Source organism: Streptomyces sp. CAI-85 (assembly GCF_013363615.1).
GTDB lineage: Bacteria > Actinomycetota > Actinomycetes > Streptomycetales > Streptomycetaceae > Streptomyces > Streptomyces antibioticus_B.
Genome location: NZ_JAANNX010000011.1, coordinates 129,655 through 154,566 on the forward strand (window position 1 = coordinate 129,655; position 24,912 = coordinate 154,566).

Genomic DNA, 24,912 nt, shown 5'->3' on the forward strand with positions numbered 1-24,912 from the left:
GGTGTGCTTTCATCCGGCCATGGAGACCACTGGACCGGCTTACGCCGTGCTGCTCGACCCGTTCTGGGTGAGCCGCCGCGCCGACCAGTTCGACCAGGTCTGTCGCTGAACGCCGTACGACGGCTCGCGACCTCCGACCTCTCTCTCGCCTGAATCGACTTCCTGATTCCTCCGTCCGCTCCGACCGGCCCCCGCACCGAGGCCGGTGAGCGGTCCGCCCGGCGTTGCCTCGAAGGACCCCCATGGCCCAGCCCGCAGCTCTGCCCGTCATCGACATCTCCCGCTTCCGAGGTCCCGACTCCGACCGTGCCGCCTTTCTGGCCGAACTCCGTTCCGCCGCCCATGAGACGGGCTTCTTCTACGTCACCGGCCACGGTGTCCCCCGGGCGCTGCGCGACGAGGTGCTCGCCCTGGCGCGCGCCTTCTTCGCGCTGCCGGAGCGGCTGCGGCTGGAGATCGAGAACGTCAACTCGCCCCAGTTCCGGGGCTACACGCGCACCGGTACCGAGTACACGGCGGGCAGTCCCGACTGGCGGGAGCAGATCGACATCGGCCCCGAGCGTGCCACGCTGACGACGGGACCGGGCGACCCCGACTATCTGCGGCTCGTGGGACCCAACCAATGGCCGTCCGTACTGCCGGAGTTGAGGGACGCGGTGCTGCGCTGGCAGGCGGAGGCGCTGCGGGTGAGCCGTGAGGTGCTGCGGGCCCTGGCCGCCGCGCTGGGACAGGACGAGGGCTACTTCGACCAGTGGTTCGACGACGAGGCGGCCGTCCATGTGAAGCTCGTGCACTATCCCCCGCGCCCCGCCCAGGACGCCGATCAGGGCGTGGGCGCGCACAAGGACTACGGCTATCTCGCCCTGTTGCAGCAGGACGACATCGGCGGGCTCCAGGTGCGGCGCGAGGACGGCGGGTGGATCGACGCGGTGCCGGTGCCGGACGCGTTCGTGTTCAACATCGGCGAGATGCTGGAGATCGCCACCCAGGGCTATCTGAGGGCCACTCAGCACCGTGTGGTCAGCCCGCAGCCGGGGGTGCACCGCTACTCGATTCCCTTCTTCCTCGGCCCGCGTCTGGACGCGGTGGTCAAACCCCTGTTCCTGCCACCGGAGTTGGCGGCGCTCAGCCGCGGGGTGAGCGACGACCCGGACAATCCGCTGCTGGCGGCCTTCGGGGAGAACGCCGTGGTGGGCTGGCTGCGTTCGCATCCACGGGTGGCCGAGCGCTGGTGGTCCGACGTCCTGGCCCGGCGGGAGGGCACCCGATGAGCGACGGACGCTGGGGGTTCGAGACCCGGCAGGTGCACGCCGGAGCGGTGCCGGACCCGACCACCGGCGCGCGGGCCGTCCCGGTCCACCAGTCGGCGAGCTATGTCTTCCGGGACACCGCGCACGCGGCGGCGGCCTTCGAGCTGAGCGACCTCGCCACGCACGCGTACACACGGCTGTCGAATCCGACGACCGCCGTGGCGGAGGACAGGATCGCGTCCCTGGAGGGCGGTTCGGCGGCGGTCGCCGTGGCCAGCGGGCAGGCCGCGACGAGCCTGGCCCTGCTCAACCTGGCCCGGGCGGGCGACCACATCGTGGCCTCGTCGTCCCTGTACGGCGGCACCCGCACCCTGTTGGAGCACACGTTCGCCGACTTCGGCATCGACGTGACGTTCGTGGACGACCCGGACGACCCCGGTGCCTGGGCGGCGGCCGTACGTCCCGCCACGAAAGCGCTGTTCGGGGAGAGTCTCGGCAATCCGCGCGGCAACGTCCTGGACATCGAGGCGGTGGCCCGGGTCGCCCACGAGGCCGGGGTGCCGTTGGTGGTCGACAACACCGTGCTCACCCCGTATCTGCTGCGGCCGTTCGAGCACGGCGCGGACATCGTCCTGCACTCCACCACCAAGTTCCTGTCCGGACACGGCACCGCGATCGGCGGGGTCGTCGTGGACGGCGGGAGGTTCGACTTCGGTGCCGATCCCGGCCGTTGGCCGGGGCTGACCCGGCCCGATCCGACCTACGGCGGGCTGTCGTTCTGGGACTCGTTCTCCGACCTCGGGCTCGCCTACGCGCTGCGGCTGCGCACCCGGCTGGTGCGCGATCTGGGGCCGGCCGTCTCGCCGTTCAACAGCTTCCTGCTGCTCCAGGGCCTGGAGACGCTCAGTCTGCGGATCGAGCGGCATGTGGCCAACGCGCACGCGCTGGCCGTCTGGCTGGAGGACCAGCCTCAGGTGCGGCGGGTGCACTACCCGTCGCTGCCCTCCAGCCCGTGGCGGACGCAGGCCAAGCGCTATCTGCCGCGGGGTGCCGGGGCGGTCCTCTCCTTCGAACTCGCGGGCGGTCTGCGGGCGGGGCGGCGGTTCGTGGAAGGGGTCCGGCTGTTCAGCCATCTCGCGAACATCGGTGACGTCCGCAGTCTGGTCATCCACCCCGCCTCCACCACCCACGCCCAACTGGACGCCCGTCAGCAGGCGGCGGCCGGGGTCACGCCCGGCCTGGTGCGTCTGTCGGTCGGCATCGAGGGCGTCGACGATCTGATCGCCGACCTCGCGGCGGGCCTGAGAGCGGCCGCCGAATGAACCCCCTTCCCCGCCCGCGCACTTCCGCGCGCCCACACCTCAGAGGAGCCCGATCCGTCATGCGCCGCAGCACCGCCCTCCGGCTCGCCGCCACCACGACCGTCCTCGTCGGTCTGGCCGCGACCGGCTGCGGCACCGGCGCCGCCGACAGCCCCGGGGACGCGGGGCAGACCAGCCAGGCCGCCCAGCCCGACGCCATCGACACCGCGGCCACCGTCGACGTCCGCCTGGTCCTCGAGCCGACCAGTCTCGACATCGCCGGTACGGCGGGCGCTGCGCTCGACCAGATCCTGCTCGACAACATCTACGAGGGCCTGCTGACCCGCGACGAGGAAAACAAGGTCCGGCCGAGCCTGGCGACCGGCTTCGAGGAGTCGCCCGACGGGCTCACCTACACGTTCCGCCTCGCGAAGAACGCCGCCTTCCACGACGGGACGAAGGTCACCGCGGCCGACGCCGTCTGGTCGCTGCGGCAGGTGACGGCGGCCGGCTCCACGAACCCCGACGCGGCGGCGCTCGCCTCCGTCAAGCGCGTCACCGCCGCCGACGAGCACACCGTCGTCGTCGAACTCGCCCACCGCGACACCGGTTTCCCCTGGGGGCTGACCGGCCGGGCCGGCATCGTCTTCAAGCGGGGCACCGACTTCTCCTCCCTCGCGGCGAAGGAGAACGGCACCGGCCCCTTCAAGCTCGCGGGCTGGAAGCGCGGTTCGTCCATCACGTTCGTCCGCGACGACGCCTACTGGGGGACGAAGGCCAGGGTCGCCAAGGTCGTCTTCCACTACATCAAGGACGACAACGCGGCCAACAACACCCAGCGCACCGGCCAGACCGACATCGAGACCGGCGCGAACGCGACCCTGCTCCAGCCGTTCACCGACAACCCCGACCACACGGTGCTGCGCGGCGACACCACCGACAAGTTCACGCTCGCCCTCAACAACGCCGAGGGCCCCACCAAGGACGTTCGGGTGCGGCGCGCCGTCCGCCGGGCCGTCGACAAGGCCGGCCTGATCAAGATCCTCGGCGGCGCGGGCAAGCCGGTCGGCGGACCGATACCGCCGAGCGACCCCGGGTACGAGGACCTCACCTCCATCGACGCCTACGATCCGGCGGGCGCCAAGAAGCTGCTCCAACAGGCCGGTTACGGCGACGGCCTCAAGCTCACCGTCCAGATCCCCACCATCTACCCGGCGGAGATCGGCGACTACCTCGCCTCCCAGCTCAAGCAGGTGGGAATCCAACTCAGCGTGCGCAGCGTGGAGTTCCAGACCTGGCTCGACGCCGTGTACACCAAGCACGACTACCAGCTCAGCGTCGTCGACCACGCCGAGGCCCGCGACCTGAACAACTTCGCCAACCCGGACTACTACTTCGGCTACGACAACGCCGACGTGCGCACGTGGTACGCGGCGGCGCAGACCGCCGAGGGCGACGGCGCCCGTGACGCCCTGCTGCGGAAGGCGGCCCGGCAGGTCTCCGAAAACGCCGCCGCCGACTGGCTGTTCGTCAGCCAGACCCTCACCGTGGTGCGCGACGGGGTCACCGGCGTCCCGCGTAACTTCACCAGCAACCGCTACCGCCTCACCGACCTCGCCGTGGCGAAGAAGTGAGGCGCGGGTGACGCTGTTCCTGCTGCACCGGGCCGCGCGGCTGGTGGTGTCCCTGCTGGCCGCCAGCGTGCTGGTCTTCCTGGCGCTGCGGCTGCTGCCGGGCGACGTCGCCCAGACGATCGGCGGAATCAAGGCCACCCCGGCCCAGGTTTCGGCCGTACGCCACGACCTGGGCCTGGACCGGCCGCTCGCCGCCAGTACGGCGACTGGATCGGGGGTGTGGTCACCGGTGACTTCGGGCGCTCGGTGCTCGACGGCACCTCCGTGTCCGGTCAGCTCGCCGAGAAGTTCGCGGTGACCGGACCGCTGGCCGCGGGCGCCGTCGTCCTCGCACTCGCCTTCGCCGTCCCGCTGGGTGTCCTCGCCGCCGTCCGCCGGGACTCGCGGCTGGGCAGCGCCGTCAACACGGTCGGCCAGTTCGGCATCGCGCTGCCCACGCTGTGGACCGGGCTGCTGCTCGTCGTGGTCTTCGCCGTCCAGGTGCCCTGGCTGCCCGCGCAAGGGTTCCCCGTCGACGGCTGGGCCGATCCCGGGCAGGCGCTGCGCAGTCTGGTGCTGCCCTGGCTGACCCTGGCCCTCGCCGAGGGCGCCGTCCTGCTGCGCTTCGTACGGTCCGCGGTTCTGGACGTCCTGCACCAGGACTGGCTGCGCACCGCCCGCGCCAAGGGCCGCACCCGCACGGGCGCGCTGCTGCGGCACGGGCTGCGCAACGCGGCCGTGCCCGTGGTGTCGGTGCTCGGACTCCAGATCGCGGCGCTGGTGGCGGGGGCGGTGGTCGTGGAGCAGGTGTTCGTGCTGCCGGGGGTCGGCCAGATGCTGATCACGGACGTCGGCAACCGGGACCTGGACAAGGTGCAGGGCGAGATCCTGCTGCTCACGGGCGCGGTGCTGGTCGTCGGGTTCCTGGTGGACCTGGCGCACCGGCTGATCGACCCACGGCTGCGGAGCACCGTATGAAGCCTTCCAAGCTTGCGACGCCTCCGACGGCTCCGACGACTCCGCGCTTTCCCGTCGTCCGTGCGCTGCTGCGCAGCCGCAGCGGCCTCGCCGGAACCGTGCTGGTGGGCCTGCTCGTCCTGGCCGCGCTGGTCTCCCTGGTCCGGACGCCGTACGACCCGACGCTCGCGCGTCCCGAGGACGGCTGGCTGCTGCCGCTGTCCGGCGGGCATGTGCTGGGCACCGACCGGCTGGGCCGCGACGAGCTGAGCCAACTGCTGACCGGGGCCCGCGCCACCCTGCTCACCGCCGTCCTCGCGGCCGCCGTGGCCGCCCTCGTCGGGCTGTCACTCGCCCTGGCGGCGGTGCTGCTGCCGCGTTGGATCGGGCCCGTCGTCGTCCAGTTCACGGACGTGCTGATCGCGTTCCCGGTCCTGCTGATCGCGATGATCCTCACCGCCGTGCACGGCGCCTCCACCTGGACCGTGGTCACGGCGGTCGGGGTCGGCGCGGGCGTCAACCTCGCGCGGATCGCACGCGCCGAGGCCGCGCGCGTGCTCACCACGGATTATGTGCTGGCCGCCCACGCCGCCGGCGCCGGGACCTGGCGGGTCGTGCGCAAGCATCTGATGCCGAACATCGCGCCCACGCTCGTCGTCCAGCTCTCCCTGGTGCTGTCGGTGGCGGTGCTCGCCGAGGCGGCCCTGTCGTTCCTCGGGTTCGGCGCGCCGGCGCCCACCGTCTCCTGGGGGCGCATGCTGCACGAGCAGCAGCAGTACATCGCCGCCCGCCCGTTGCTGGTCGTCTGGCCCGGGCTCGCCGTCGCCGCCTCCGTCCTCGGGTTCAACCTGCTCGGGGACGGGCTGCGCGAGGCGGCCGACGCGCGCCTGCGGATCCGGGAGGAGGCATGAGCCTGCTCACGGTCGACAAGCTGAGCGTTCGGATCGGCGGTACGACCGCCGTGGACGGTCTCGGCTTCTCCCTCGCCGCCGGGGAACGCCTCGCCCTGATCGGCGAGTCCGGCTCCGGCAAGTCCCTCACCGCCCTGACCGTCATGGGTCTGCTGCCCGACGGCGCCGGGGCCACCGGAAGTGTCCGGTTCGGCGGGCGGGAGCTGCTCGGCCTCGGCGACCGGGAGCTGTCCCGGCTGCGCGGCAACCGGATGGCCATGGTCTTCCAGGAGCCCATGAGCGCCCTCAACCCTCTGATGCGCATCGGCGCACAGCTCGCCGAGCCGCTCCGCCTGCACCGGGGCCTGAAGCGGCGGCACGCGCGTGCGGCGGCCGTCGAACTGGCCGCGCGGGTCGGTCTGCCGGATCCGGAGCTGATCGTGCGCGCGTGGCCGCACCAGCTCTCCGGGGGCCAACGGCAGCGCGTCGGCCTGGCCATGGCCCTCGCCACCCGCCCGGCCCTCCTCATCGCGGACGAACCCACCACCGCGCTCGACGTCACCGTCCAGGCCGACATGCTGTCGCTGCTCGACGAGTTGGTGCGGGAGCACGGCACCTCGCTGCTCTTCATCAGCCACGACCTCGCCGTGGTCGCCCGGTTGTGCCCGCGGGCCGTCGTCCTCAAGGACGGACGACTCGTGGAGGAAGGCACGACCGGCGCCCTCGTGCGCGAGCCCCGACACCCGTACACGCGCGGGTTGGTGGAGGCCGCCCGCGCGACCGGATACGAGGAGGTCATCCGATGACTGTCCTGTTGCGGGCGACCGGCCTGAGCCGCCGCTACCGGCTGCCCCGCGCCTCCCTGCTGGCACCGCCCGCGCACCGGCACGCCGTGCGGGACGTGTCGCTGGAGCTGCGGGAGGGCCGAAGCCTGGGGGTCGTCGGGGAGTCCGGATCCGGCAAGTCCACCCTGGCACGGCTCCTGCTGGCGCTGGAACGGCCCGACTCCGGAACGGTCGAGTACCGCGGGCGCCCGGTCCACCGGGGCCGGCTGCCCTGGTTCCGGCGCGAGGTGCAGGTCGTCCTCCAGGATCCGATGGGCTCCCTCGACCCGCGCGCCACGGTCCGTGACATCGTCGCCGAACCGCTGGAATGCCTGAAGGTGGCGGGCGACCACGACGACCGGGTGGACGAACTCCTGCGCGCGGTGGCGCTCGGCCCGTCCGTGCGCGGCCGCTATCCGCACGAGTTCTCCGGGGGCCAGCGGCAGCGCATCGCCATCGCGCGCGCCCTCGCCCTCGGGCCGAAGGTCCTGGTCGGCGACGAACCGCTCAGCGCCCTCGACGTGTCGGTCCGCGCGCAGATCCTCGCCCTGCTGGAGGACCTCGCCGAGGCGTACGGCCTGACGCTGCTGCTCGTCTCCCACGACATCGGTGTCGTACGGCGGTCGTGTACGGACGTGCTGGTGATGAAGGACGGCCGGGCCGTCGAGCAGGGCCCGGCCGCGTCCGTGCTGACCGAACCCGAACACCCTTACACGCGCCGCCTGTTGGCCGCCGTACCACGGCTGCCCGCCTGACCGCAGGACCCTCCCCACGACCGGGAGGACCTCTATGACCGGGAGGACCGGATGACCACACACCCCGTGCGTCGGCTCTCCCTGGGCGCACTCGTCCAGGGTTCCGGCGGGCACATCGCCGGCTGGCGGCACCCCGACGGCCGCCCCGACGGACAGCTCGACTTCGCCTTCCACGCCGACCTGGCCCGCACCCTCGAACGCGGCCGGTTCGACGCCCTGTTCCTCGCCGACGTCGTCGCCGTCTGGGGCCATCAGCTCGACTCGCTGTCGCGCACCGGCCGCGCCGAGCACTTCGAACCGATCACCCTGCTGGCCGCGCTGTCCCTGGTGACCGAGCACATCGGCCTGGCGGCGACGGCGACCGCCACCTACAACCACCCGTTCCACATCGCCCGTAAGTTCGCCTCCCTGGACCACATCTCGGGCGGCCGGGCCGGCTGGAACGTGGTCACCTCCGTCGTCCCGCTGGAGGCGGCGAACTTCGGTTTCGACCGCCACCTCGAACACGAGCTGCGCTACCGGCGCGCCGACGAGTTCGTCCAGGTCGTCAAGGCGCTCTGGGACAGCTTCGACGACGACGCGGTCGTACGCGACAAGGCCACCGGCCGCTACTACGACCCCGCCGGACTGCACACCCCGCACCACCGGGGCGAGCACTTCTCCGTGCGCGGGCCGCTGAACATCTCCCGGCCTCCGCAAGGTCATCCCGTGGTCTTCCAGGCCGGATCCTCCCCGACGGGGCGGGAGTTCGCGGCCCGGCACGGCGAGGTCCTGTTCACCTCGCAGTACGAACTCGGCCCGGCGCAGGCGTTCTACGCCGACGTCAAGGCACGGGCGGCGGCCCACGGGCGTGATCCCGCGCATGTGCTGGTGTGGCCGGGCATCTCGCCGCTCGTCGCCGCGACGGAGGCGGAGGCCCGGCAACGCCTCGGTGAGCTGGGGGATCTCGTGCACGACGACGTGGCCCGCCGGCTCGTCCAGGACAACATCGGCGACCTCGACCTCAGCGACCGTCCGGTGGACGGTCCGCTGCCGGACATCCCCGAGAGCAACCGCAGCAAGTCCCGCCGCGACCTGCTGCTGCGGACGGCACGCGCCGAGGGCCTGACGATACGTCAACTCGCTCTGCGCTTCGCCACGGACGCCGCAGTCGCCGGCACGCCCGAGCAGATCGCCGATCACATCGAGACGTGGTTCCGCGCCTACGCGGCCGACGGGTTCAACATCTCCTTCCCCTATCTCCCGGGCCCCGCCGAGGACTTCGTGGACCAGGTCGTGCCGCTGTTGCAGCAACGGGGGCTTCTGCGCACGGAGTACGAGGGCTCGACCCTGCGCGAGAACCTGGGACTGCCGCGGCCGGCCGCCCGTGACCGGCATCTCCAGGAGAGCGGACGATGACATCCCACACCGGCCGCCCCACTGGCCGCCGCGCCGGTCAACTCCATCTCAACGCCTTCCTCAAGCCTCCGGGGGAGTTCCTGGCCGCCTGGCGGCATCCGGAGACCGCCGCGGGCTCGGGCGTCGACATCCGCGAGGTGCTCGCCTTCGCCCGGACCGCCGAACGGGCCGCCTTCGACGCGGTGTTCCTCGCCGATCTGGTCGGGGTGCCGTTCGCGAGCGAGGACGTCCTCAGCCGGGTCAGCGTCGTCAACGACTCCTTCGAGCCGACCACCCTGCTGGCCGCGCTCGCCGCGGGAACCTCCCGGATCGGCCTCATCGCCCCCGCGTCCACCAGCTACAACGAGCCGTACCACGTGGCCCGTACCTTCGCCTCCCTCGACCACATCTCCGGCGGCCGGGCGGGCTGGAACGTGGTGACGTCCCTGAACGACGGCGAGGCCCAGAACTTCGGCCTGGACGCCCATCTCGACCACGCCACGCGCTACGACCGCGCCGAGGAGTTCCACGACGTGGTGAAGGGGCTGTGGGACTCCTTCGAGGACGACGCCTTCCGCCACGACCGCGTCTCAGGCGTCTACTTCGACCCGGGCAAGCTGCACGCGCTGAACCACGAGGGCAAACACCTCAAGGTCGCCGGGCCCCTGAACATCGCACGGCCGCCGCAGGGGCACCCGGTCATCGTGCAGGCCGGGGCCTCCGAGGCCGGCAAGAACCTCGCGGCGCGGATCGCCGACGTCATCTTCTCGGGCATCACCGACCTCGCCCGGGCCAAGGAGTTCTACACGGAGATCAAGGAGCGCGCCGCCGCCCACGGCCGCGATCCGGACCACGTCAAGGTGCTTCCGGCGCTGTCGGTCATCACGGCGCCCACGGCGGCGGAGGCACAGCGGAAACTCTCCCGGCTGACCGCGCTGCTGCCCCCGCAGGTCGCCCTCGCGGACCTCTCCTACTGGCTCGGCGGGTTCGACCTCAGCGCATATCCGCTCGACGGCCCGCTGCCCGAACTCCCCGTCTCCAACCAGTCCCGCACAGCTCAGCAGCAGATCTACCAGGCCGCCCGCCGCGACAACCTCACCATCCGCGACCTGGTCCGGCGGGTGGCGAACGACGACCGCACCATCACCGGCCCGCCCGATCTCATCGCCGACCACATCGAGGAGTGGTTCCTCGGCGGCGCGGCCGACGGCTTCAACGTGATCTTCCCCTACCTGCCCGGCACCCTGGACGACTTCGCCGACCTCGTCATCCCGGAACTCCGCACCCGCGGCCTGTTCCGCACCCACTACACGGGCCACACACTCCGAGCCCACCTGGGCCTGCCACGCCCACCCGGACGGAGGTAGTCACCCGTTTCCCCGACGCTGCGGATCCGTCAGGAAGGACGCCTCGGTCACACCCCCGGAGTACTCAGACCTCCAGCCCCTCACCTCGACGAGACCGAGAACCACCTGCCAGACCCCCGCCAAGGCGGCTCACGTCGTCCCACACAAGGTCACCCACCCGGTCATCCTGCCCGGCGCCCCGATCCGGCGCAGCCCTGTTTTCGGGGCGGGACTGTTTTCGCGGGCCTGTTTTCGGGGCGGGCCTTCCTGGGAATTGCGTCGGTGGCGGATAGCGTGGTCCGCGTTTGCTGTGTCTACCTGGAGTTCTTGAGGTTCTCGCATGATTCCGAGCCGACCGGGCGGCGGCCGCCATGACTGACGGTGACGCCACTGACGCTTCCGCGCGTGCCCAGCGACAGGTGGCACGTGTACGGGACAGTGCCGCCGAGCGGTTCGGACTGGCGCGGGACTTCTACCTCTCCTCCGCCGCGCTCCGCCCGTACGGCAACGCCGAGTTGAGCTTCACCCACTGGTCACGCTCACGCGGCGTCCTCGCGCCCGAGTCCGTCGACGCACCGGGCGGCAGCCCCTGGTGGCGGGCCGTCAACGAGCGGCTGCTGCGGGACAAGGCCGAGGCCCGGCTGCTCACCGACGGTGTCCCCGGAACCCCCAGCGCCCGCAGCGTCGAGTTCTGGCTCGACTTCATCCGGACCCCGTCCCCCGGTCTGTGGTACCGGGCGCACAACGCCAGCATCGTCGCGGGCTATCTGCGGCACGAGGAGTTGGCGGCGGCGGAACTCCAGGTGGAGCGCTTCATGATGAACGTCGCGCTGCTCCGCGTCCTGTTCACCCACGCGATGCTGATCCGTCCCCGGCTGGCGCTCGGCCCGCTGGCCCCGCTGGGTCCGCGGCTGGCCGACCCGCGTGGCCGTGGTGTGCGGATGTTCCTTGACCTCGGCCGGTCCTTCCCGGCCGTCTACCCGCTGACCGTGTCCGTCGAGGAGGCGATCCTCGACGAACACGCCCTCGCCCGCATGCTCGACTACGGCCTGATCGCCCCGCGGCTGTCCGCGCTGTACGCGTTCTCCGCCCAGTCCCTCGAAGAGCCCCGCCTGCCCTCGCTGCTGGACCAGGGCGTTCCGGCCTACGCATGGCCCCGTGCCGACCGGGCGATCTGGTACATCGGCAACACGGGACCCCATCTACGGCTCATCGCCCGCGCCACCGGCGTACGCCTGCGCTGGGAGTCACGACCGCCGGGTCGGCGGTGATCGTCGCTCCGGTCGACTGACGGTGCGTACGCCGGGACGTGGTGAGGATCTATACGACGCCCTGGGCCGTCATCGCCTCCGCCACCTTCAGGAAGCCCGCGATGTTGGCGCCGAGGACGTAGTCGTCGGGGGTGCCGCCGTAGGTCTCGGCGGTGGCGCGGCACTGGGCGTGGACGCCGCGCATGACGGCGGCCAGCCGGGTCTCGGTCTGCTCGAAGGTCCACACCTCGCGGGAGGCGTTCTGCTGCATCTCCAGCGCGGAGGTGGCCACGCCGCCCGCGTTGGCCGCCTTGCCGGGGCCGAACAGGACGCCCGCCTCCCGGAAGACCTCGATCGCCTCGGGTGTGCACGGCATGTTGGCGCCCTCGCTGACGGCCAGGACGCCGTTCTTCACCAGGGCGCCCGCCTCCTGTCCGCCCAGTTCGTTCTGGGTGGCGCACGGCAGGGCGATGTCGCAGGGCACCTCGAAGACCGAGCCGCGCTCGGAGAACCGCGCCCCGGGCTTGGCCTCCGCGTAGGCCGAGAGCCGCGCCCGCCCGACCTCCTTGATGGTCTTCAGCAGGTCCAGGTCGATGCCGTCCTCGTCGACCAGATAGCCGGAGGAGTCGGAGCAGGCGGTCACGGACCCGCCCAGCGCGTGGGCCTTCTCGATGGCGTAGACGGCGACGTTCCCGGAGCCGGAGACGACGACCTTGCGGCCGTCGAAGCCGGATCCGCGCGTGGCCAGCATCTCCTGCGCGAAGTACACGGCGCCGTAGCCGGTGGCCTCGGTCCTGGCCTGCGAGCCGCCCCAGCCGATGCCCTTGCCGGTCAGGACGCCCGCCTCGAAGCGGTTGGTGATCCGCTTGTACTGGCCGAAGAGGTAGCCGATCTCGCGCCCGCCCACCCCGATGTCACCGGCCGGGACGTCGGTGTGCTCGCCGAGGTGCCGGTACAGCTCGGTCATGAACGCCTGACAGAAACGCATGACCTCCTGGTCGCTACGGCCCTTGGGGTCGAAGTCCGAGCCGCCCTTGCCGCCGCCGATCGCCAGCCCCGTCAGGGCGTTCTTGAAGATCTGCTCGAAGCCCAGGAACTTCACGATGCCGAGGTTGACGCTCGGATGGAAGCGCAGGCCGCCCTTGTACGGGCCGAGCGCGCTGCTGAACTCGACCCGGAACCCGCGGTTGACCCGGACCCGTCCCGCGTCGTCCGTCCACGGCACCCGGAAGAGCACCTGGCGCTCGGGCTCGCACAGCCGCTCCAGGATCGAGGAGTCGGCGTACTCCGGGTGCGCTTGGAGCGCCGGGGCCAGGGTGTGCAGCACTTCTCCCACCGCCTGATGGAACTCGGTCTCACCGGCGTTGCGCCGGCAGACCTCCGCGTAGACGGCCTCGATGTGAGCACTGGGGTTCATGCGCGCCTGCTCTCTGTCGTCGTCGTCCGCCAGGCACCGTCAGGACCGGCCTGCCTGGCCACTGTGGTGACAACGAATACGGACGGCGGTGGGCGCGGTGTCAGAGGATCGGAATCCGATTTCGTTGCTGCGGGCCTGCCTTCACGGCGTCCTCATGTCGGTCGGGCAGTTTCCGTCAATGGCCCGAGAACACGTTTGTTCGGACGCGCACGGTGCACACGAGAGCTGACACTTTCTTTACACGACGAACTGGAGACCGTCATGGGCATCATCGCGTGGATCATCATCGGCCTGCTCGCCGGCGCCATCGCCAAGGCGCTGATGCCGGGCAAGGACCCGGGCGGCGTCATCGTCACCATGCTCATCGGTATCGCCGGCGGTCTGCTCGGCGGCTGGCTGGGCAAGGTGATCTTCGGGGTCGACTCCATCGACGGGTTCTTCGACCTCTCGACCTGGATCGCCGCGATCGTCGGCTCGTTCATCCTGCTCGCGCTGTACCGCCTGGTCACGGGCAACCGGCGCTCGCACCGGCACGCCTGACCTGCCGACCGGTGGCCCACCGAACGGTGCCGCGCCGGGTATCTCGACGGCTCCCTCCCCTGCGTACGGGGCGGGAGCCGTCGTCGTATAGCCAGGCCAAGTCCGGGGCCGGGGAGCACCGGTCAGGCCCGTGCAGGGTTGCCCTCCGGGACGGACGCGGATTCCGCCCCGGCCCGCTGGGGCGGCCGACCCCCGGGTGCGAAGAGGGCGGCGGTCAGGGCGGCCACGGCGCAGAACCCGGCGGTCACGAGGAAGGCCCGGTCGTAACCGGCGACCAGTTCATGGAGCCGTTCGGCCGTGGAGGTGGGCGTGCCGCGCGTCGCGGCGACCGTGGTGAGGACGGCGAGGCCGAGGCTGCCGCCGATCTGGCGGCCCGCGTTGATGAGCCCGCTGAGCAGTCCGGCGTCCTCGGCGGCGGCTCCCGACGTGGCCAGGGAGGTGTTGGCGACCATGCACAGGCCGACGCCGGTGGAGGCGACGAGCGAGGGGAGCAGGAAGCCGTTCGCGAAGGTGGAGTCCGCGTCCATCCGGCTGAAGAGCAGCATGCCGATCGCGCCGAGCGCCAGACCGACCGTCAGGACCGGGCGGGTGCCGAAGCGGGCGGTGAGCCGGCCGGAGAGCATCGATCCGACGATCGTGCCGAAGCAGAACGGCAGGAAGGCGGCGCCGGCACGCAGGGGCGAGTAGTGCAGCACGTTCTGGAGGAAGAGCGAGGCGAAGTAGAACCCGGCGACCGTGGCGGCGCCGATGAAGACGACGATCAGGTTGGCCACCCACACCGAGCGGGCGCGGAACACGCCGAAGCGTACGAGGGGTTCGGCGGTGGTCCGCAGTTCCCAGACCGTGAAGGCGGCGCCGGTCACGACGGCCGTCGCGAGGGAGGCGAGCGTGCCGGCCGTGCCCCAGCCGTGCTCGCCGGCCCGGATCAGACCGTTCACCAGGGCCGTCACGGCGACGGTCGCGAGGAGCGCGCCGGGCAGGTCGAGGCGTCCGGCGCGGGTGGCGCGCCCGGGCCGGAGGGACAGCCAGGCGAGGGCGAGGCCGAGGGCCACGATCGGCACGTTGACGAAGAGGACCCAGCGCCACGACAGCCATTCGGTGAGCAGTCCGCCCAGGAGTACACCGAGCGCGCTGCCCGCGGCGGCCACCATCGCCCAGATGCCGACGGCTCGGGTGCGGGCCTTGCCGTCGCGGAAGGTCACCATGATGACCGCCAGGCTCAGCGGAGCGAGCAGCGCACCGGCCAGGCCCTGGCCCGCGCGGGCGGCGACGAGCTGACCCGGCGTCTGCGCCAGCCCGCCGGCGACCGAGGTGACGCCGAAGACCGCGAGGCCCAGCAGCATCGCCGTACGGTGTCCGACGAAGTCGGCGACCCGGCCGCCGAGCAGGAGCAGTCCGCCGAAGACGAGCGTGTAGGCGTTGACGACCCAGGACAGTCCGCCGGGCGCGAAGCCGAGGTCGGTGGCGATGGAGGGCAGCGCCACGTTCACGACACTCACGTCGAGGACGACCATCACCTGCGCGACACAGGCGGTGGCGAGGACGAGGCCGGGGCGGGGGCCTGAGGAACTGTCGGGCAGGTCGGGGGTTCTTGACGATCCCGTGCTCTTGGCCATGGCGCGTACTCCCGTTCGCGGTGCGGTGTGCGGAGGCGGCGTGTGGAGGCAGTGTGCGGAGGCGTGCTGACGCGTGGGGCCGGTGCCGCGAAAGCACGACGCGAACAATGTACGCGTAAGGCTTGCCTAACTTCCACCGAACGGCGGATCCGGGCACCGGAAATGGCAGGATGACCCCATGTCCCCCGCGCAGACGCCCGACCCCGACCTCGCCCGCAGGCGGCGCGGAGTTCCCAGGTCACAGCCGCGCCCGGGCCTGACCCCGGAGGCCATCGCCCAGGCCGGCCGACGCCTCATCGAACGCGAGGGACTCGACGCGCTCACGATGCGCGCGGTCGCGGCCGAGCTGGGTACGGCGGCCCCCTCGCTCTACCGTCATGTGGCCGACCGCGACGCGCTGTTGCTGGCGATCCTGGAGGACATCGCGTCCCGGCTGCCGGTGGAGGTACCGGGCGCGACCCCGGCGGAACGCCTCTACACGAGGCTGCTCACGGCCCACGACTACATGGCCGCGCACGTCTGGGTCCTGCATGTCCTGATCCGCGGCGAGTTGGTCGCCCGCAACGCCTTCCCCTTCAGCGACGCATGCCTAGCCGACTTCCTCGCCGCCGGCCTCACCGAACGCCAGGCGTCCCTCGCCTACAGCGCCTGCTGGCACCTCACCACCGGCGAACTCCTCAACGAGCACCCCCTGACCCCACCCCGCCGTCCCACCCAACGCGACCTCGCCATCGCCTCCTTGGACCCCACCGCCCTCCCAGCCCTGGCCCGCGTACGAGCGACGAAGGACCGGGGCCCCGCCGACACATACCCGACGGCACTCAAGGCCCTGCTGACGGCGCTGCTTCCGCCTCCCCCGGCCACCTGACCAAGTCCGGGCACTCATCGGCGAAGCCCTGCGAAACGGGCTGCCACGCGCCGTGATCCTCCCGCACGCTCAACCGGTCTGCCTCCTTCGCGACCTCGATCAACTGAGCGGACGCGTCTCCCAGCTCCACACCATCTGGTACAGCGTGCTGCGGGCCAGCCCCATGAAAGGCAGTTCACGGACCCCGAAGCCACGGTTGCGCAGCAGCCCACCGGGCACGGCGGCGAAAGCAGTTCCGTCGGCACAGGGTGACCCGCGACAACGAGAAGGGCGGCGGCCGGTATGTCGAGTTCAACGGCGAGTTCGCCGAGTCGTTGCGGTGAGGTGCCCCCGGTCCCGCGTGCGACGAGGCCGCTCAGGATGACGGGCCGTTCCACTACGACTCCGCCACGACGATGTAGAACGTCACCGCCGCGAGGAAGGGCCCCGTGGAGAGGTGGTCCAGCCACCTTTGGGCCGCGTCCGCGGTCAAGTAGCCGGCCGTCACCGCGCGTTGCGTCGTGCGTTCCAGGCCGAGGATCTTGTCGGCTGCCTCGGCGTCGCGGAAGACGGGGGTGATCGGGATGACCGAGGGCACCGTGAAGCCGGCCGCTGTCGCCAGGCGGGGGAGCCGGCTGCCGATGCGGGCGTTGCGGACGACCCTGTCCGTGACGAACTGGTTGTAAGCGCGCGAGAGTTGACCGTCCGGATGGTCGACGGTCAGGGTCCCCCAGTCCGGCTCGCCCATGACCAGGCGCCCGCCGGGGCGGAGGACGCGGTGGATTTCGCGGAGAGCTCCGGCCGGGTCGGCGACGTGTTGCAGGACCCGGTCGGTTCGGGCGCGGTCAGCAGTGTCATCCGGCAGCGGCAGGTCGTGGATGTCGGCGCGTCGCACGGAGACGGCGGACTGATCGGCGGTGCGTTCTCTCGCCACGTCGATCGTGGCCTGGTCGTGGTCGATACCGATCACCTTGCCCGTCCCGGTGACCGCTTGGGCGAGCGAGGCGAGGTCGGTGCCGGGGCCGCAGCCCAGGTCGAGTGCCGTATGGCCGGGGCGGATGGCGAGTTCGTCGAGCATGCGCCCCTTGTAGGAGCGGCCGAGGTCGGTCTCGGCGACGCGGTCGAGGTAGGCGATCGGGTCAGGAGTCGTGGACTCGAAGACTGGTGAGGTCATGGGGGCAGTCAATCAACTCCCCTGGAGAGACGAGGGCTTGGCGCTCAGGACGGTTGGACCTCGTCGAAGAGGGCCAGCGCTTGGGCCGGGTCCGGGCTCACCAGGCGTTCCAGGCCCGCCGTCGTGAGCTGTGCCCATCGGGTGGCCCGGGCCCACATCCGTTCCTCGAAGGATCGGACGGCGTCGTCCAAGTCGTCGGGGTCGGTGGCGAGGGACTCGGCCAGTTCGGCGCCTTCCAGCATCGCGAGGTTGGCGCCTGCTCCCAACGGGGGCATCAGATGGGCCGCATCGCCCAGAAGCGTCACCCCGGGGGTGTGGGCCCAGGTGTGGGACACAGGCAGGACGAAGAGGGGGCGGTGGATGAACGCCGTACCGTGGTGGAGGAGTTCGAGGACGGGCGCGGCCCAGCCGTCGAAGAGCGCGAGCAGGCTCGATCGTACGGTCTCGGTGTCGACGTCGGCCGCCTGCCGGTCCAGCGGTGCGCGGAACTGCGCGTACACCTTCACGTGACCCCCGCTGTTGCGCTGGGCCACGAGGGCCCGGTTCACGCCGTACACGGCAAGGGAACCGTCGCCGATCAGACGGGCGAGGTCCGGGTGGCGGCGGTCCACGTCGTCAAGGGAGGACTCCACCGACGTGACACCCGTGTAGTGCGGAGTCACCGGCGAGACCGCCGACCGGACCCGGGACCAGGCTCCGTCCGCGCCGACCACGAGGTCGTACGTCTCCTGCCGTCCGTCCGCGAAGACGATCCGCGCGCCGCCCCGGGCGCCCGGCACCACCTGTGTCACTCCCCTCCCCCACCGGACGTCGAGCGGCCCGAGCAGCAGGTCGCGGAGTTGTCCGCGGTCGATCTCGGGATTGGCCCGTTCCTCCGGGCCGGGTCGCCAGTCGCGCAGGACGGTCCCGTCCGGGGACAGGATGCGCATGGCCTGCCCCTCGGGGCGGGACAGCACCTGAAACTCTGCCGTCAACCCCGCTTTTTCCAGGGCGAGTTGACCGAGGCCCGCGTGCAGGTCGAGCGTGCCGCCCGGTGGGCGGGCGTCGCGGGCGGAGTCGCGTTCCAGGACCGTCACGGCGTGGCCGTGGCGGTGCAGGACGCGGGCGAAGGTGAGGCCGGCGGGGCCGCTCCCCACCACGGCGATGCGATGTCTCATGTCGATACACTGTATTGATTCGATACGTCGTATCGCAACAGTATGGTGTGACCATGACTGTGTGGGACCGGCCCGAGCCGCCGACTCGACCCGTGCCGCTCGACCGGGAGCGGATCGTCGCCGCGGCCGTCGCCCTGGCCGACGAGGGCGGGCTGGACGCGGTGTCGTTGCGCAAGGTCGCCGCCCGTCTGAACGCCGGCCCGATGCGGTTGTACGGCTACATCGCCACCAAGGAAGAGCTGTTCGACCTCATGCTGGACGAGGTCTACGCCGAGATCCTCCCCGAGGAGCGGCCCGGTGACTGGCGCGAGGCGCTGGGCACGCTCGCCCACCGCACCCGGCAGGCCGCGCTCCGTCACGAGTGGCTGGCCGACCTGCTCGGCGGCCGCCCTGCCCTCGGCCCGAACGGCATCGCCGTCGCCGAGGCCACCCTGTCCGCGCTCGACGGCCTCGCCGACGTCGACACCGTCATGCGCGCGGTGGAGACCGTCAGCGCCTACTTCACCGGCGCGATCAGACGCGAGATCGCGAACCTGCGGGCCGAGCGCGCCACGGGCCTGTCCAAGCACGACTGGCAGCGCGCCTCCGGCCCGCGCCTGACGCAAATGCTGGCCACGGGCCGCTTCCCGGCCCTGTCCAAGGCCGTCCACGACGGTACGGACCTGGACGCCGAGACGACCTTCACGACCGGCCTGGACTGGGTCCTCGACGCCGTGGCCGCCAGACTCACGCCGCCGCGGGGATGACCTGATCCCCGTCACCCGGCGTTCGCGCACGTTCCCATGACACACCGTCAGCACAGCGGAATGCGGGCAGCGGCATGCGCATAAGGTGACGTGGCCGCGGCCGTCCGGCGTCCCGGGCGCGCCGCCGCTCACCACCTATCCAGGGGACGGAAGGCATGGCGAAATCCCAGCGGCAGGTCCGGTCCGACCGTCCGTGGTACGCCGTCGCGGCGGTGGTGTTCGCGGTGGGCATGGCCGGTACGACGCTGCCGACCCCGCTGTACGGGCTCTACCGCGAGGAAATCGGCTTCTCGCAGTTCATGGTGACGGTGATCTTCGCCGTCTACGCGGTCGGTGTCATCGCCGCGCTGCTCGTGGCGGGGAACTTCTCGGACGTCGTCGGCCGTCGTCCGGTGATCTTCGTGGCGCTGGTGCTGTCTGTGTTCTCGGCGGTCTGTTTCCTCTTCGAGGACGGGCTCCCGCTGCTGTTCCTGGGGCGGCTGCTGTCGGGGTTCGCGGCCGGGCTGCTCAGCGGGGCCGCGACCGCCGCCGTCACCGAACTGGCCAAGACGGGGCAGCGGCGGCGGGCGGCGTTCGCGGCCACCGCGGCGAACATGGGCGGGCTGGGGTGCGGGCCGCTGCTGTCCGGGGTCCTGGCCGAGTACGCCCCGTACCCGCTGCGGCTGCCCTACCTGGTCCATCTCGGGCTGCTGGCCGTCGCCATGGTCCTGCTCGCGGCGCTGCCGGAGACCGTGGAACGTCCGGTGCCGCGACCTGCTCTGCGCCCGCAGGGCATGGTCGTACCGGCCGAGGCCCGTTCGGTGTTCGCGCCCGCCGCGCTGGCCTCGTTCGCCGGGTTCTCGGTGCTGGGGCTGTTCACGGCGGTCGCGCCGGCGTTCGCCGCGCAGTATCTGGGCGTCGACAATCTTGCCGTGGAGGGCGCGATCGTCCTGCTGGTGTTCCTCGCCTCGACCGCCGGCCAACTGTTCATGGAACGCGTCGGCCCCGTCCGCGCCCTGCCGCTGGGCTGCGCGATCCTGGTCGTCGGGCTGGTCCTGATCGGTTCCTCGCTGCTGGTGGAGTCCCTCGGAGTGCTGGTCGCGGGAGCGGTGGTGGCCGGCATGGGGCAAGGGCTGTCCTTCCGCGCGTCGGTCGCCGAGGTCTCCCGCGCCGCCCCCGACCGGCAGCGCGGCGCGACGATCTCCGCGCTCTTCGTCACCGCCTACGTCGGCATCTCCCTCCCCGTGGTGGGAATCGGCGCCCTGACGGTGGCCGTCGGGCTGCGCGGAGCCGGGTTGATCTTCGTGGCCTGCGTCATCGCGGTCTCGACGGCCGTCGCCCTCCACCTGTCCCGCCGACCGGAGTTGCGGGGGCGGTGACGCAGGAGACTGCGCGTATGACCTCGCCCGCCTTCTCAAGGAGCTCAACCTCGCGCTGCGCCGTCCCGGGATGTACGGGGGCGAGATTCCTCTTCCGCCATGTGATCCCCGGACCACGAGCAACCGCTGCTTCTCGCGGCGTGGTTGGGTGCGGGGCCGTTCCGCCGGTTCCTCATCTTCGCCCCGGGGAGGCGGCCCAGGCGTGCCCGCCGCAATAGCCGCTTCCCTTGCCGGTGCGAGGGATCATGGATGCAGCCGATTCATCAGGAGATGCCCATGACTGTTCGTCGTGTCGTACCCAATATCCGGGCGGAGGGGGGCGTGGAGGCGGTGCGGGAGAGCCGGGCGTTCTACGGTCTGCTCGGTCTCCAGGAGGTCATGGATCACGGCTGGATCATGACGCTCGGTTCGCCGTCCAACCCGACCGCGCAGGTCAGTTTCATGACCCACGACAAGACGGCACCGGTCACGCCCGACCTGAGTGTCGAGGTGGACGACGTGGACGCGGTCTACGAGGCGCTGCGGGAGAGCGGCGCGGAGATCGTGCACCCGTTGCAGGGCGAGGAGTGGGGAGTGCGGAGGTTCTTCGTGCGTGACCCCAACGGCCGGGTGATCAACGTGCTGACACACCGCGGGTGACGTGACGTCTCAGCCGAGGTCGAGGTCGCTGTGGACCAGGTGGTGGTCCGAGTGCGCGGTGGGCTGTACGTGCTGCTTCAGCGGGGTGATGCCGCGCAGGAAGATGTAGTCGAACTTGCTCTCCCAGTCGGTGGTCACCTCGCAGGTGCCGTCGGTTCCCGGGCGGCACTGGGGGTCGGCGTCGTCGGCCAGGGCCCACATGCGGGTGAGTTCGGAGGCGTACGGCACCGCGTTGAAGTCGCCGAGGACGATGGCGCGCTTGTGCCGGGCGACCTCTGCCGCGAGGACGCCGATCTGGTCCGCGCGGACGTCTTCCTGGCGCCGTTCGGCCAGGTGCGTCACGAAGACCCGGACGCGCTGGCCGCCGACCGTGGTCGTGACCTCCATGTACCCCCGGTCCTCGGATCCGCCGTCCGGGTACTCGGTCTTGACGACGTCGGTCATCGGAGCCGCCGACAGGAGCGCCGAGCCGTAGCCTCCCGGGCTCCACGGCGCTCCCCCGCAGCGGCTCCAGCTCCGCAGCACGCTGCCGTACTCGACGTGGTACACGAGCCCGTACCTGCTCTTGAGCTGATCCCGGATGCTCTCGACGTCCCGCACGCAGGCTTCTTGCAGGCCGATCACCTGGGGTGCGTAGGCGGCGATGTCGGCGGCGCGGTCGGCGTTGCTCTCGTCGCAGGGGTTGCAGATGTTCCACGTCATGACGCGGTTCGCGACGGTGTCCCGGGCGCCCCCGGCGGGCAGCGACGTGCCGTCGAGGTCGCCGCCCGATCCACTGCGGCCGAGGAGCACCAGGCAGACCACGGCGAGGGCGCCCACGAACAACCGCGTGCCCTTTCCGAGCACCGTCGCCTCCTCAGTGTGCGAACCCGGGGCGACCGACGTCACCACGTCCGAGCCTACGTGACGCTGCTGTCGGCAACCTGTCGTCCGGCCTCGCGGTCGCCGGGTAACGTCCCTGCCGTGGAGGTTCACTTGATCAACGACGTACCGGACGGTCTGACCCGACGAGCCGCGTCGTTCGTCGGCACGCACGGCGTCAAGGCCGATGTCCGGGCCGTCGAGGATCGCAGGCCGTGGTTGCTCGAACGAGGCGTCCCGGGCGAAGTGATCGACCGACTGTACGCCTTCCAGCGGCGGTGGGGAGGTCTGGTCCTGCCACCGGGACCGCAGTACGACGGAGGCCCCGGCCACCTCAATCCGACGTCCCCCGAAGCGGACTCGGCGGGGTGGTGGTTCGAAGCCGGCCCACCACGGACCGCCCTCCCCTACGCCTTCGTGATCAGCCCGTCCGGCGAGTTCGGCATCCAGGGCTACGAGTGGGCGCCCCTCCACGCCACCGTCGAGGGCTGGGTGCAATCACTCGCCCTGTCCCACCACGCGTCCCTCTACGCGAAACAGGTCACCAGGCTCGTCGGCGACGGCATCGAATCCATCGACCTGACCGGCTACGAACCGGTGCGTGAGGTGAAGGGCCTCGCAGATACCTGGTGGAGGGGTCCCGACTCCCTGGTGGCCCTCTATACGGGGGAAGCCGCGGCCATGTCCTTCCCCCGAGGCCGCACCGCGTTGATCTACTCCGGCCTCGACGAGTGGGGGTTGCGGGGTGGCGTGGACGGTGATTGAGGCTGTCAGGTACTCCGCCGCGTGCCAGACCTGCGATGCGGAGATGGAGTGCTGGGGCGTGCAGGCCCTGGTCGGTGACCAGTTGCGTTGGGACGTCGAGTCGACGTGCTCCGCTTGTGGATTTGCCGAAGCCGTGTGTGGTGGTGCCGGCGCCATGCCGGCAGAACGGCGGGCCCAGATGCTCGCCGAACACGGAGCCGCGTGGCTTCAGGTAGACCCTCCGTCGGCGAGAAGCGTCACCATCATGCGCGTGCTGCGCGCCGAGTTGGGCATAGACCTGCTCGAAGCCAAGGCAACGCTGCACCGTGTGCTGGACGGTGACTACTCAGGCACGCTGCCCGAGATGGAACACCTGGCCCGCGCACTTCGAACGGCCGGCATTTCTGCCACGGCTACGCGCCGTTAGACGTCCGAGCTGACGACTACTCCCCCACGCCAAGGAATCCGCGTGCGCCCACCAATCACCCAAGGAACACTGTCCGGATGGATTCCGTGGTTCGTCCGACCGTGCAGGAGCGGGCCGTTCAGTACGTTGCCGGGTTGGCGTCGGGGAGTGCGTTGGACGGGGCGTTGCGGGTGACGCTGAACTTTCATCCCGATCGGTGGGTGCGGGGTGGGGTGTGGATTCTGGAGGGGATGGCCGCGGACGGCGTGTATCGGTCGCAGTTCGTCACCGGTACCAGCAATGGTGGGCTGACCGCGTATCCCGGTGGGGACCGGTGGCGGTGGGAGAGTCGGATGTTCGGCGGGGTGTACGACGACGGGGCCGCTCATGAGCGGCCGGTTTACGGGGCGTTGAACTTTCGGCGCAAGCCGGTTGGCGCGGCGCCGCGGTTCGGGTCGGCGCATTTTCGGCTGGCTGTCGGGACGTTGGCGCGGACCACGTTCTGTTATCCGGACAGTTGCGTCGAGCCCACGGATTTTGGAGTGGCGGACCGGATGGGGCTCGTGGAGCTCGCTCTCGCCGATCGCCGGGACGACCTTGACGATTACGTCGAGGCGCAGGTTCATGGGCCGGTGCGGCTCGGGCGGCCGGATGTGGAGGCGCTGGTCCTCGATCCCTGTTATCGGGGTACGGGCGTCGAGGCCGCCGCCCTGGCGCTCGGGTGTCCCGTGGAGTGGCATCCCGGGTTTCGGCTCACCGTCGACGAGCTTCGCCGTCATCCCGGTTATCGCGGTCAGGAGTACGTCGATCTGGGCGCGCGGATCGCCGTGGACGGCGTCCTCGATCCTCGTGTCGTCGGGGACGCCGCGCGGAGTGGTCGTTTCGATCCTCAGGCGGTCAAGAAGGTGTGGCATTGCCTGGCGCGGTACGGAGTGTCCTCCGACGTGTGTGCACCCCGCGCCGCACTAGGGTGATCGGCGTGACGACACAACGATGGTCTCTCGGTGGCGACTTGGATGTCGCGAGGATCGGCTACGGCGCGATGAAGCTGACCGGCTGGCCGAGGGGTGAGCGGCCCGACCGGGACACGGCTCTCGCCGTCCTGCGCCGGGCCGTGGAGCTGGGCGTGAACCACATCGACACCTCGCACTACTACGCCCGTGACGGCGTCGCGGCCAACGAGCTGATCCGGGAGGCGCTGCACCCCTATCCCGACGGCCTGGTGATCGCCACGAAGGTGGGCGCGCTGGTCGAGGGTTCCGACATCGCGCTGCCCGACGCGGCGAAGACCGGCCTGACCCCCGACAATCTGCGCCGGGGAGTCGAGGCCAACCTGCTCTCGCTGGGCGTGGACCGGCTGGATCTGGTGAATCTGCGGATGGGGGATCTGGAGCGGGGCGGGACGTCGTTGACCGGACCGCTGGAGACCCTTCTGGCGCTGCGCGAGGAGGGGTTGATCCGGCATCTGGGCGTCTCCAACGTCACCGCCGAGGAGTTCGCCCAGGCACGCGAGGTCGCGCCGATCGCCTGCGTCCAGAACCTCTACAACCTGGCCCGCCGCGACGACGATCCCCTCATCGACACCTGCGCCGAGGCCGGTATCGCCTACGTCCCGTTCTTCCCGGTCGGCGGCTTCCAGCCGGTCACCGCCGAGCATCTGGACGGCATCGCCGCGCGCCACCACGCGTCCGTGCCGCAGGTGGCCCTGGCCTGGCTGCTGGCCCGCTCGCCGAACATCCTCCTCATCCCCGGCACGGGCTCGGTCGCGCATCTGGAGGAGAACGTCGCCGCCGGTGAGCTGACGCTGAGCGCGGAGGACATCGCCGCGCTCGGCTGAGGGATAC

General features: G+C 71.1%; 23 protein-coding genes and 1 pseudogene. 19 read left to right on the forward strand and 5 right to left on the reverse strand.

Annotated features, from left to right (window positions below):
- The first annotated feature begins 242 nt into the window (after positions 1 to 242).
- From G6W55_RS16165 to G6W55_RS16210, 10 genes and pseudogenes are all read left to right on the forward strand, one after another.
- On the forward strand, positions 243 to 1,271 hold the full coding sequence (locus tag G6W55_RS16165; RefSeq protein WP_175521539.1) for an isopenicillin N synthase family oxygenase: 1,029 nt from the start codon (positions 243 to 245) through the stop codon (positions 1,269 to 1,271).
- On the forward strand, positions 1,268 to 2,572 hold the full coding sequence (locus tag G6W55_RS16170) for an O-acetylhomoserine aminocarboxypropyltransferase/cysteine synthase family protein (protein WP_175521540.1): 1,305 nt from the start codon (positions 1,268 to 1,270) through the stop codon (positions 2,570 to 2,572). The genes G6W55_RS16165 and G6W55_RS16170 overlap by 4 nt, the downstream gene beginning before the upstream one ends.
- Positions 2,573 to 2,631: 59 nt before the next feature.
- Positions 2,632 to 4,185: an ABC transporter substrate-binding protein gene (locus G6W55_RS16175; RefSeq protein ID WP_175521541.1), complete on the forward strand. Its 1,554-nt coding sequence runs from the start codon at positions 2,632 to 2,634 to the stop codon at positions 4,183 to 4,185.
- A 7-nt stretch (positions 4,186 to 4,192) separates the two neighbouring features.
- Positions 4,193 to 5,142: pseudogene (locus G6W55_RS38715) on the forward strand (ABC transporter permease).
- A complete protein-coding gene (locus G6W55_RS16185) occupies positions 5,139 to 6,032 on the forward strand; it encodes an ABC transporter permease (RefSeq protein ID WP_175521542.1) in 894 nt (297 codons plus the stop codon). The pseudogene G6W55_RS38715 and the gene G6W55_RS16185 overlap by 4 nt, the downstream one beginning before the upstream one ends.
- Complete coding sequence (locus tag G6W55_RS16190; RefSeq protein WP_175521543.1) at positions 6,029 to 6,817, forward strand: ABC transporter ATP-binding protein; 789 nt, start codon at positions 6,029 to 6,031, stop codon at positions 6,815 to 6,817. The genes G6W55_RS16185 and G6W55_RS16190 overlap by 4 nt, the downstream gene beginning before the upstream one ends.
- Positions 6,814 to 7,590, forward strand: a complete 777-nt coding sequence (locus G6W55_RS16195) for an ATP-binding cassette domain-containing protein (RefSeq protein WP_175521544.1) — start codon at positions 6,814 to 6,816, stop codon at positions 7,588 to 7,590. The genes G6W55_RS16190 and G6W55_RS16195 overlap by 4 nt, the downstream gene beginning before the upstream one ends.
- Before the next feature lie 51 nt (positions 7,591 to 7,641).
- Positions 7,642 to 8,988: an LLM class flavin-dependent oxidoreductase gene (locus tag G6W55_RS16200; protein WP_175521545.1), complete on the forward strand. Its 1,347-nt coding sequence runs from the start codon at positions 7,642 to 7,644 to the stop codon at positions 8,986 to 8,988.
- Entirely contained in the window at positions 8,985 to 10,334 is a 1,350-nt protein-coding gene (locus G6W55_RS16205) for an LLM class flavin-dependent oxidoreductase (protein WP_175521546.1), read from the forward strand. The genes G6W55_RS16200 and G6W55_RS16205 overlap by 4 nt, the downstream gene beginning before the upstream one ends.
- Positions 10,335 to 10,732: 398 nt before the next feature.
- Complete coding sequence (locus G6W55_RS16210; protein WP_175521547.1) at positions 10,733 to 11,584, forward strand: hypothetical protein; 852 nt, start codon at positions 10,733 to 10,735, stop codon at positions 11,582 to 11,584.
- 49 nt (positions 11,585 to 11,633) lie between these two features.
- Here the strand turns inward: G6W55_RS16210 and gdhA are convergent, their stop codons facing one another.
- Positions 11,634 to 12,980, reverse strand: coding sequence for an NADP-specific glutamate dehydrogenase (gene gdhA, locus G6W55_RS16215; RefSeq protein ID WP_175521548.1), 1,347 nt, complete (start codon positions 12,978 to 12,980; stop codon positions 11,634 to 11,636).
- Positions 12,981 to 13,241: 261 nt separating this feature from the next.
- On the opposite strand from gdhA, the gene G6W55_RS16220 reads away from it, so the two are divergent.
- Entirely contained in the window at positions 13,242 to 13,520 is a 279-nt protein-coding gene (locus G6W55_RS16220; protein WP_175521549.1) for a GlsB/YeaQ/YmgE family stress response membrane protein, read from the forward strand.
- 122 nt (positions 13,521 to 13,642) lie between these two features.
- On the opposite strand, the gene G6W55_RS16225 is transcribed toward G6W55_RS16220, so the two are convergent.
- A complete protein-coding gene (locus G6W55_RS16225) occupies positions 13,643 to 15,136 on the reverse strand; it encodes an MFS transporter (RefSeq protein ID WP_175521550.1) in 1,494 nt (497 codons plus the stop codon).
- A gap of 178 nt (positions 15,137 to 15,314) precedes the next feature.
- On the opposite strand from G6W55_RS16225, the gene G6W55_RS16230 reads away from it, so the two are divergent.
- Positions 15,315 to 16,004, forward strand: coding sequence for a TetR/AcrR family transcriptional regulator (locus G6W55_RS16230; protein ID WP_175521551.1), 690 nt, complete (start codon positions 15,315 to 15,317; stop codon positions 16,002 to 16,004).
- Between the two features lie 376 nt (positions 16,005 to 16,380).
- Here G6W55_RS16230 and G6W55_RS16235 read toward each other — a convergent pair whose 3' ends face one another.
- Positions 16,381 to 17,157, reverse strand: coding sequence for a methyltransferase domain-containing protein (locus G6W55_RS16235; RefSeq protein ID WP_175521552.1), 777 nt, complete (start codon positions 17,155 to 17,157; stop codon positions 16,381 to 16,383).
- A 44-nt stretch (positions 17,158 to 17,201) separates the two neighbouring features.
- Entirely contained in the window at positions 17,202 to 18,314 is a 1,113-nt protein-coding gene (locus G6W55_RS16240; RefSeq protein ID WP_175521553.1) for an NAD(P)/FAD-dependent oxidoreductase, read from the reverse strand.
- 53 nt (positions 18,315 to 18,367) lie between these two features.
- Between G6W55_RS16240 and G6W55_RS16245 the strand changes: the two genes are divergently transcribed.
- The 3 genes from G6W55_RS16245 (at position 18,368) to G6W55_RS16255 (ending at position 21,057) form a co-directional block, all read left to right on the forward strand.
- Positions 18,368 to 19,060: a TetR/AcrR family transcriptional regulator gene (locus tag G6W55_RS16245; RefSeq protein ID WP_175521554.1), complete on the forward strand. Its 693-nt coding sequence runs from the start codon at positions 18,368 to 18,370 to the stop codon at positions 19,058 to 19,060.
- Between the two features lie 155 nt (positions 19,061 to 19,215).
- On the forward strand, positions 19,216 to 20,418 hold the full coding sequence (locus tag G6W55_RS16250) for an MFS transporter (protein WP_175521555.1): 1,203 nt from the start codon (positions 19,216 to 19,218) through the stop codon (positions 20,416 to 20,418).
- Positions 20,419 to 20,694: 276 nt separating this feature from the next.
- Complete coding sequence (locus G6W55_RS16255) at positions 20,695 to 21,057, forward strand: VOC family protein (RefSeq protein WP_175521556.1); 363 nt, start codon at positions 20,695 to 20,697, stop codon at positions 21,055 to 21,057.
- 9 nt (positions 21,058 to 21,066) lie between these two features.
- Here G6W55_RS16255 and G6W55_RS16260 read toward each other — a convergent pair whose 3' ends face one another.
- A complete protein-coding gene (locus G6W55_RS16260) occupies positions 21,067 to 21,903 on the reverse strand; it encodes an endonuclease/exonuclease/phosphatase family protein (protein WP_175521557.1) in 837 nt (278 codons plus the stop codon).
- A gap of 117 nt (positions 21,904 to 22,020) precedes the next feature.
- Between G6W55_RS16260 and G6W55_RS16265 the strand changes: the two genes are divergently transcribed.
- The 4 genes from G6W55_RS16265 (at position 22,021) to G6W55_RS16280 (ending at position 24,905) form a co-directional block, all read left to right on the forward strand.
- Positions 22,021 to 22,683, forward strand: coding sequence for a hypothetical protein (locus G6W55_RS16265; RefSeq protein ID WP_175521558.1), 663 nt, complete (start codon positions 22,021 to 22,023; stop codon positions 22,681 to 22,683).
- A gap of 58 nt (positions 22,684 to 22,741) precedes the next feature.
- Positions 22,742 to 23,089 (forward strand): hypothetical protein, encoded by a 348-nt coding sequence (locus G6W55_RS16270; protein ID WP_309243733.1) that lies wholly within the window; start codon positions 22,742 to 22,744, stop codon positions 23,087 to 23,089.
- A gap of 77 nt (positions 23,090 to 23,166) precedes the next feature.
- Entirely contained in the window at positions 23,167 to 24,042 is an 876-nt protein-coding gene (locus tag G6W55_RS16275; protein WP_175521560.1) for a DUF3626 domain-containing protein, read from the forward strand.
- 5 nt (positions 24,043 to 24,047) lie between these two features.
- Positions 24,048 to 24,905 carry an oxidoreductase gene (locus G6W55_RS16280; RefSeq protein ID WP_175521561.1) on the forward strand — a complete coding sequence of 286 codons (858 nt, stop codon included), beginning with the start codon at positions 24,048 to 24,050 and terminating at the stop codon, positions 24,903 to 24,905.
- Positions 24,906 to 24,912: the final 7 nt, after the last annotated feature.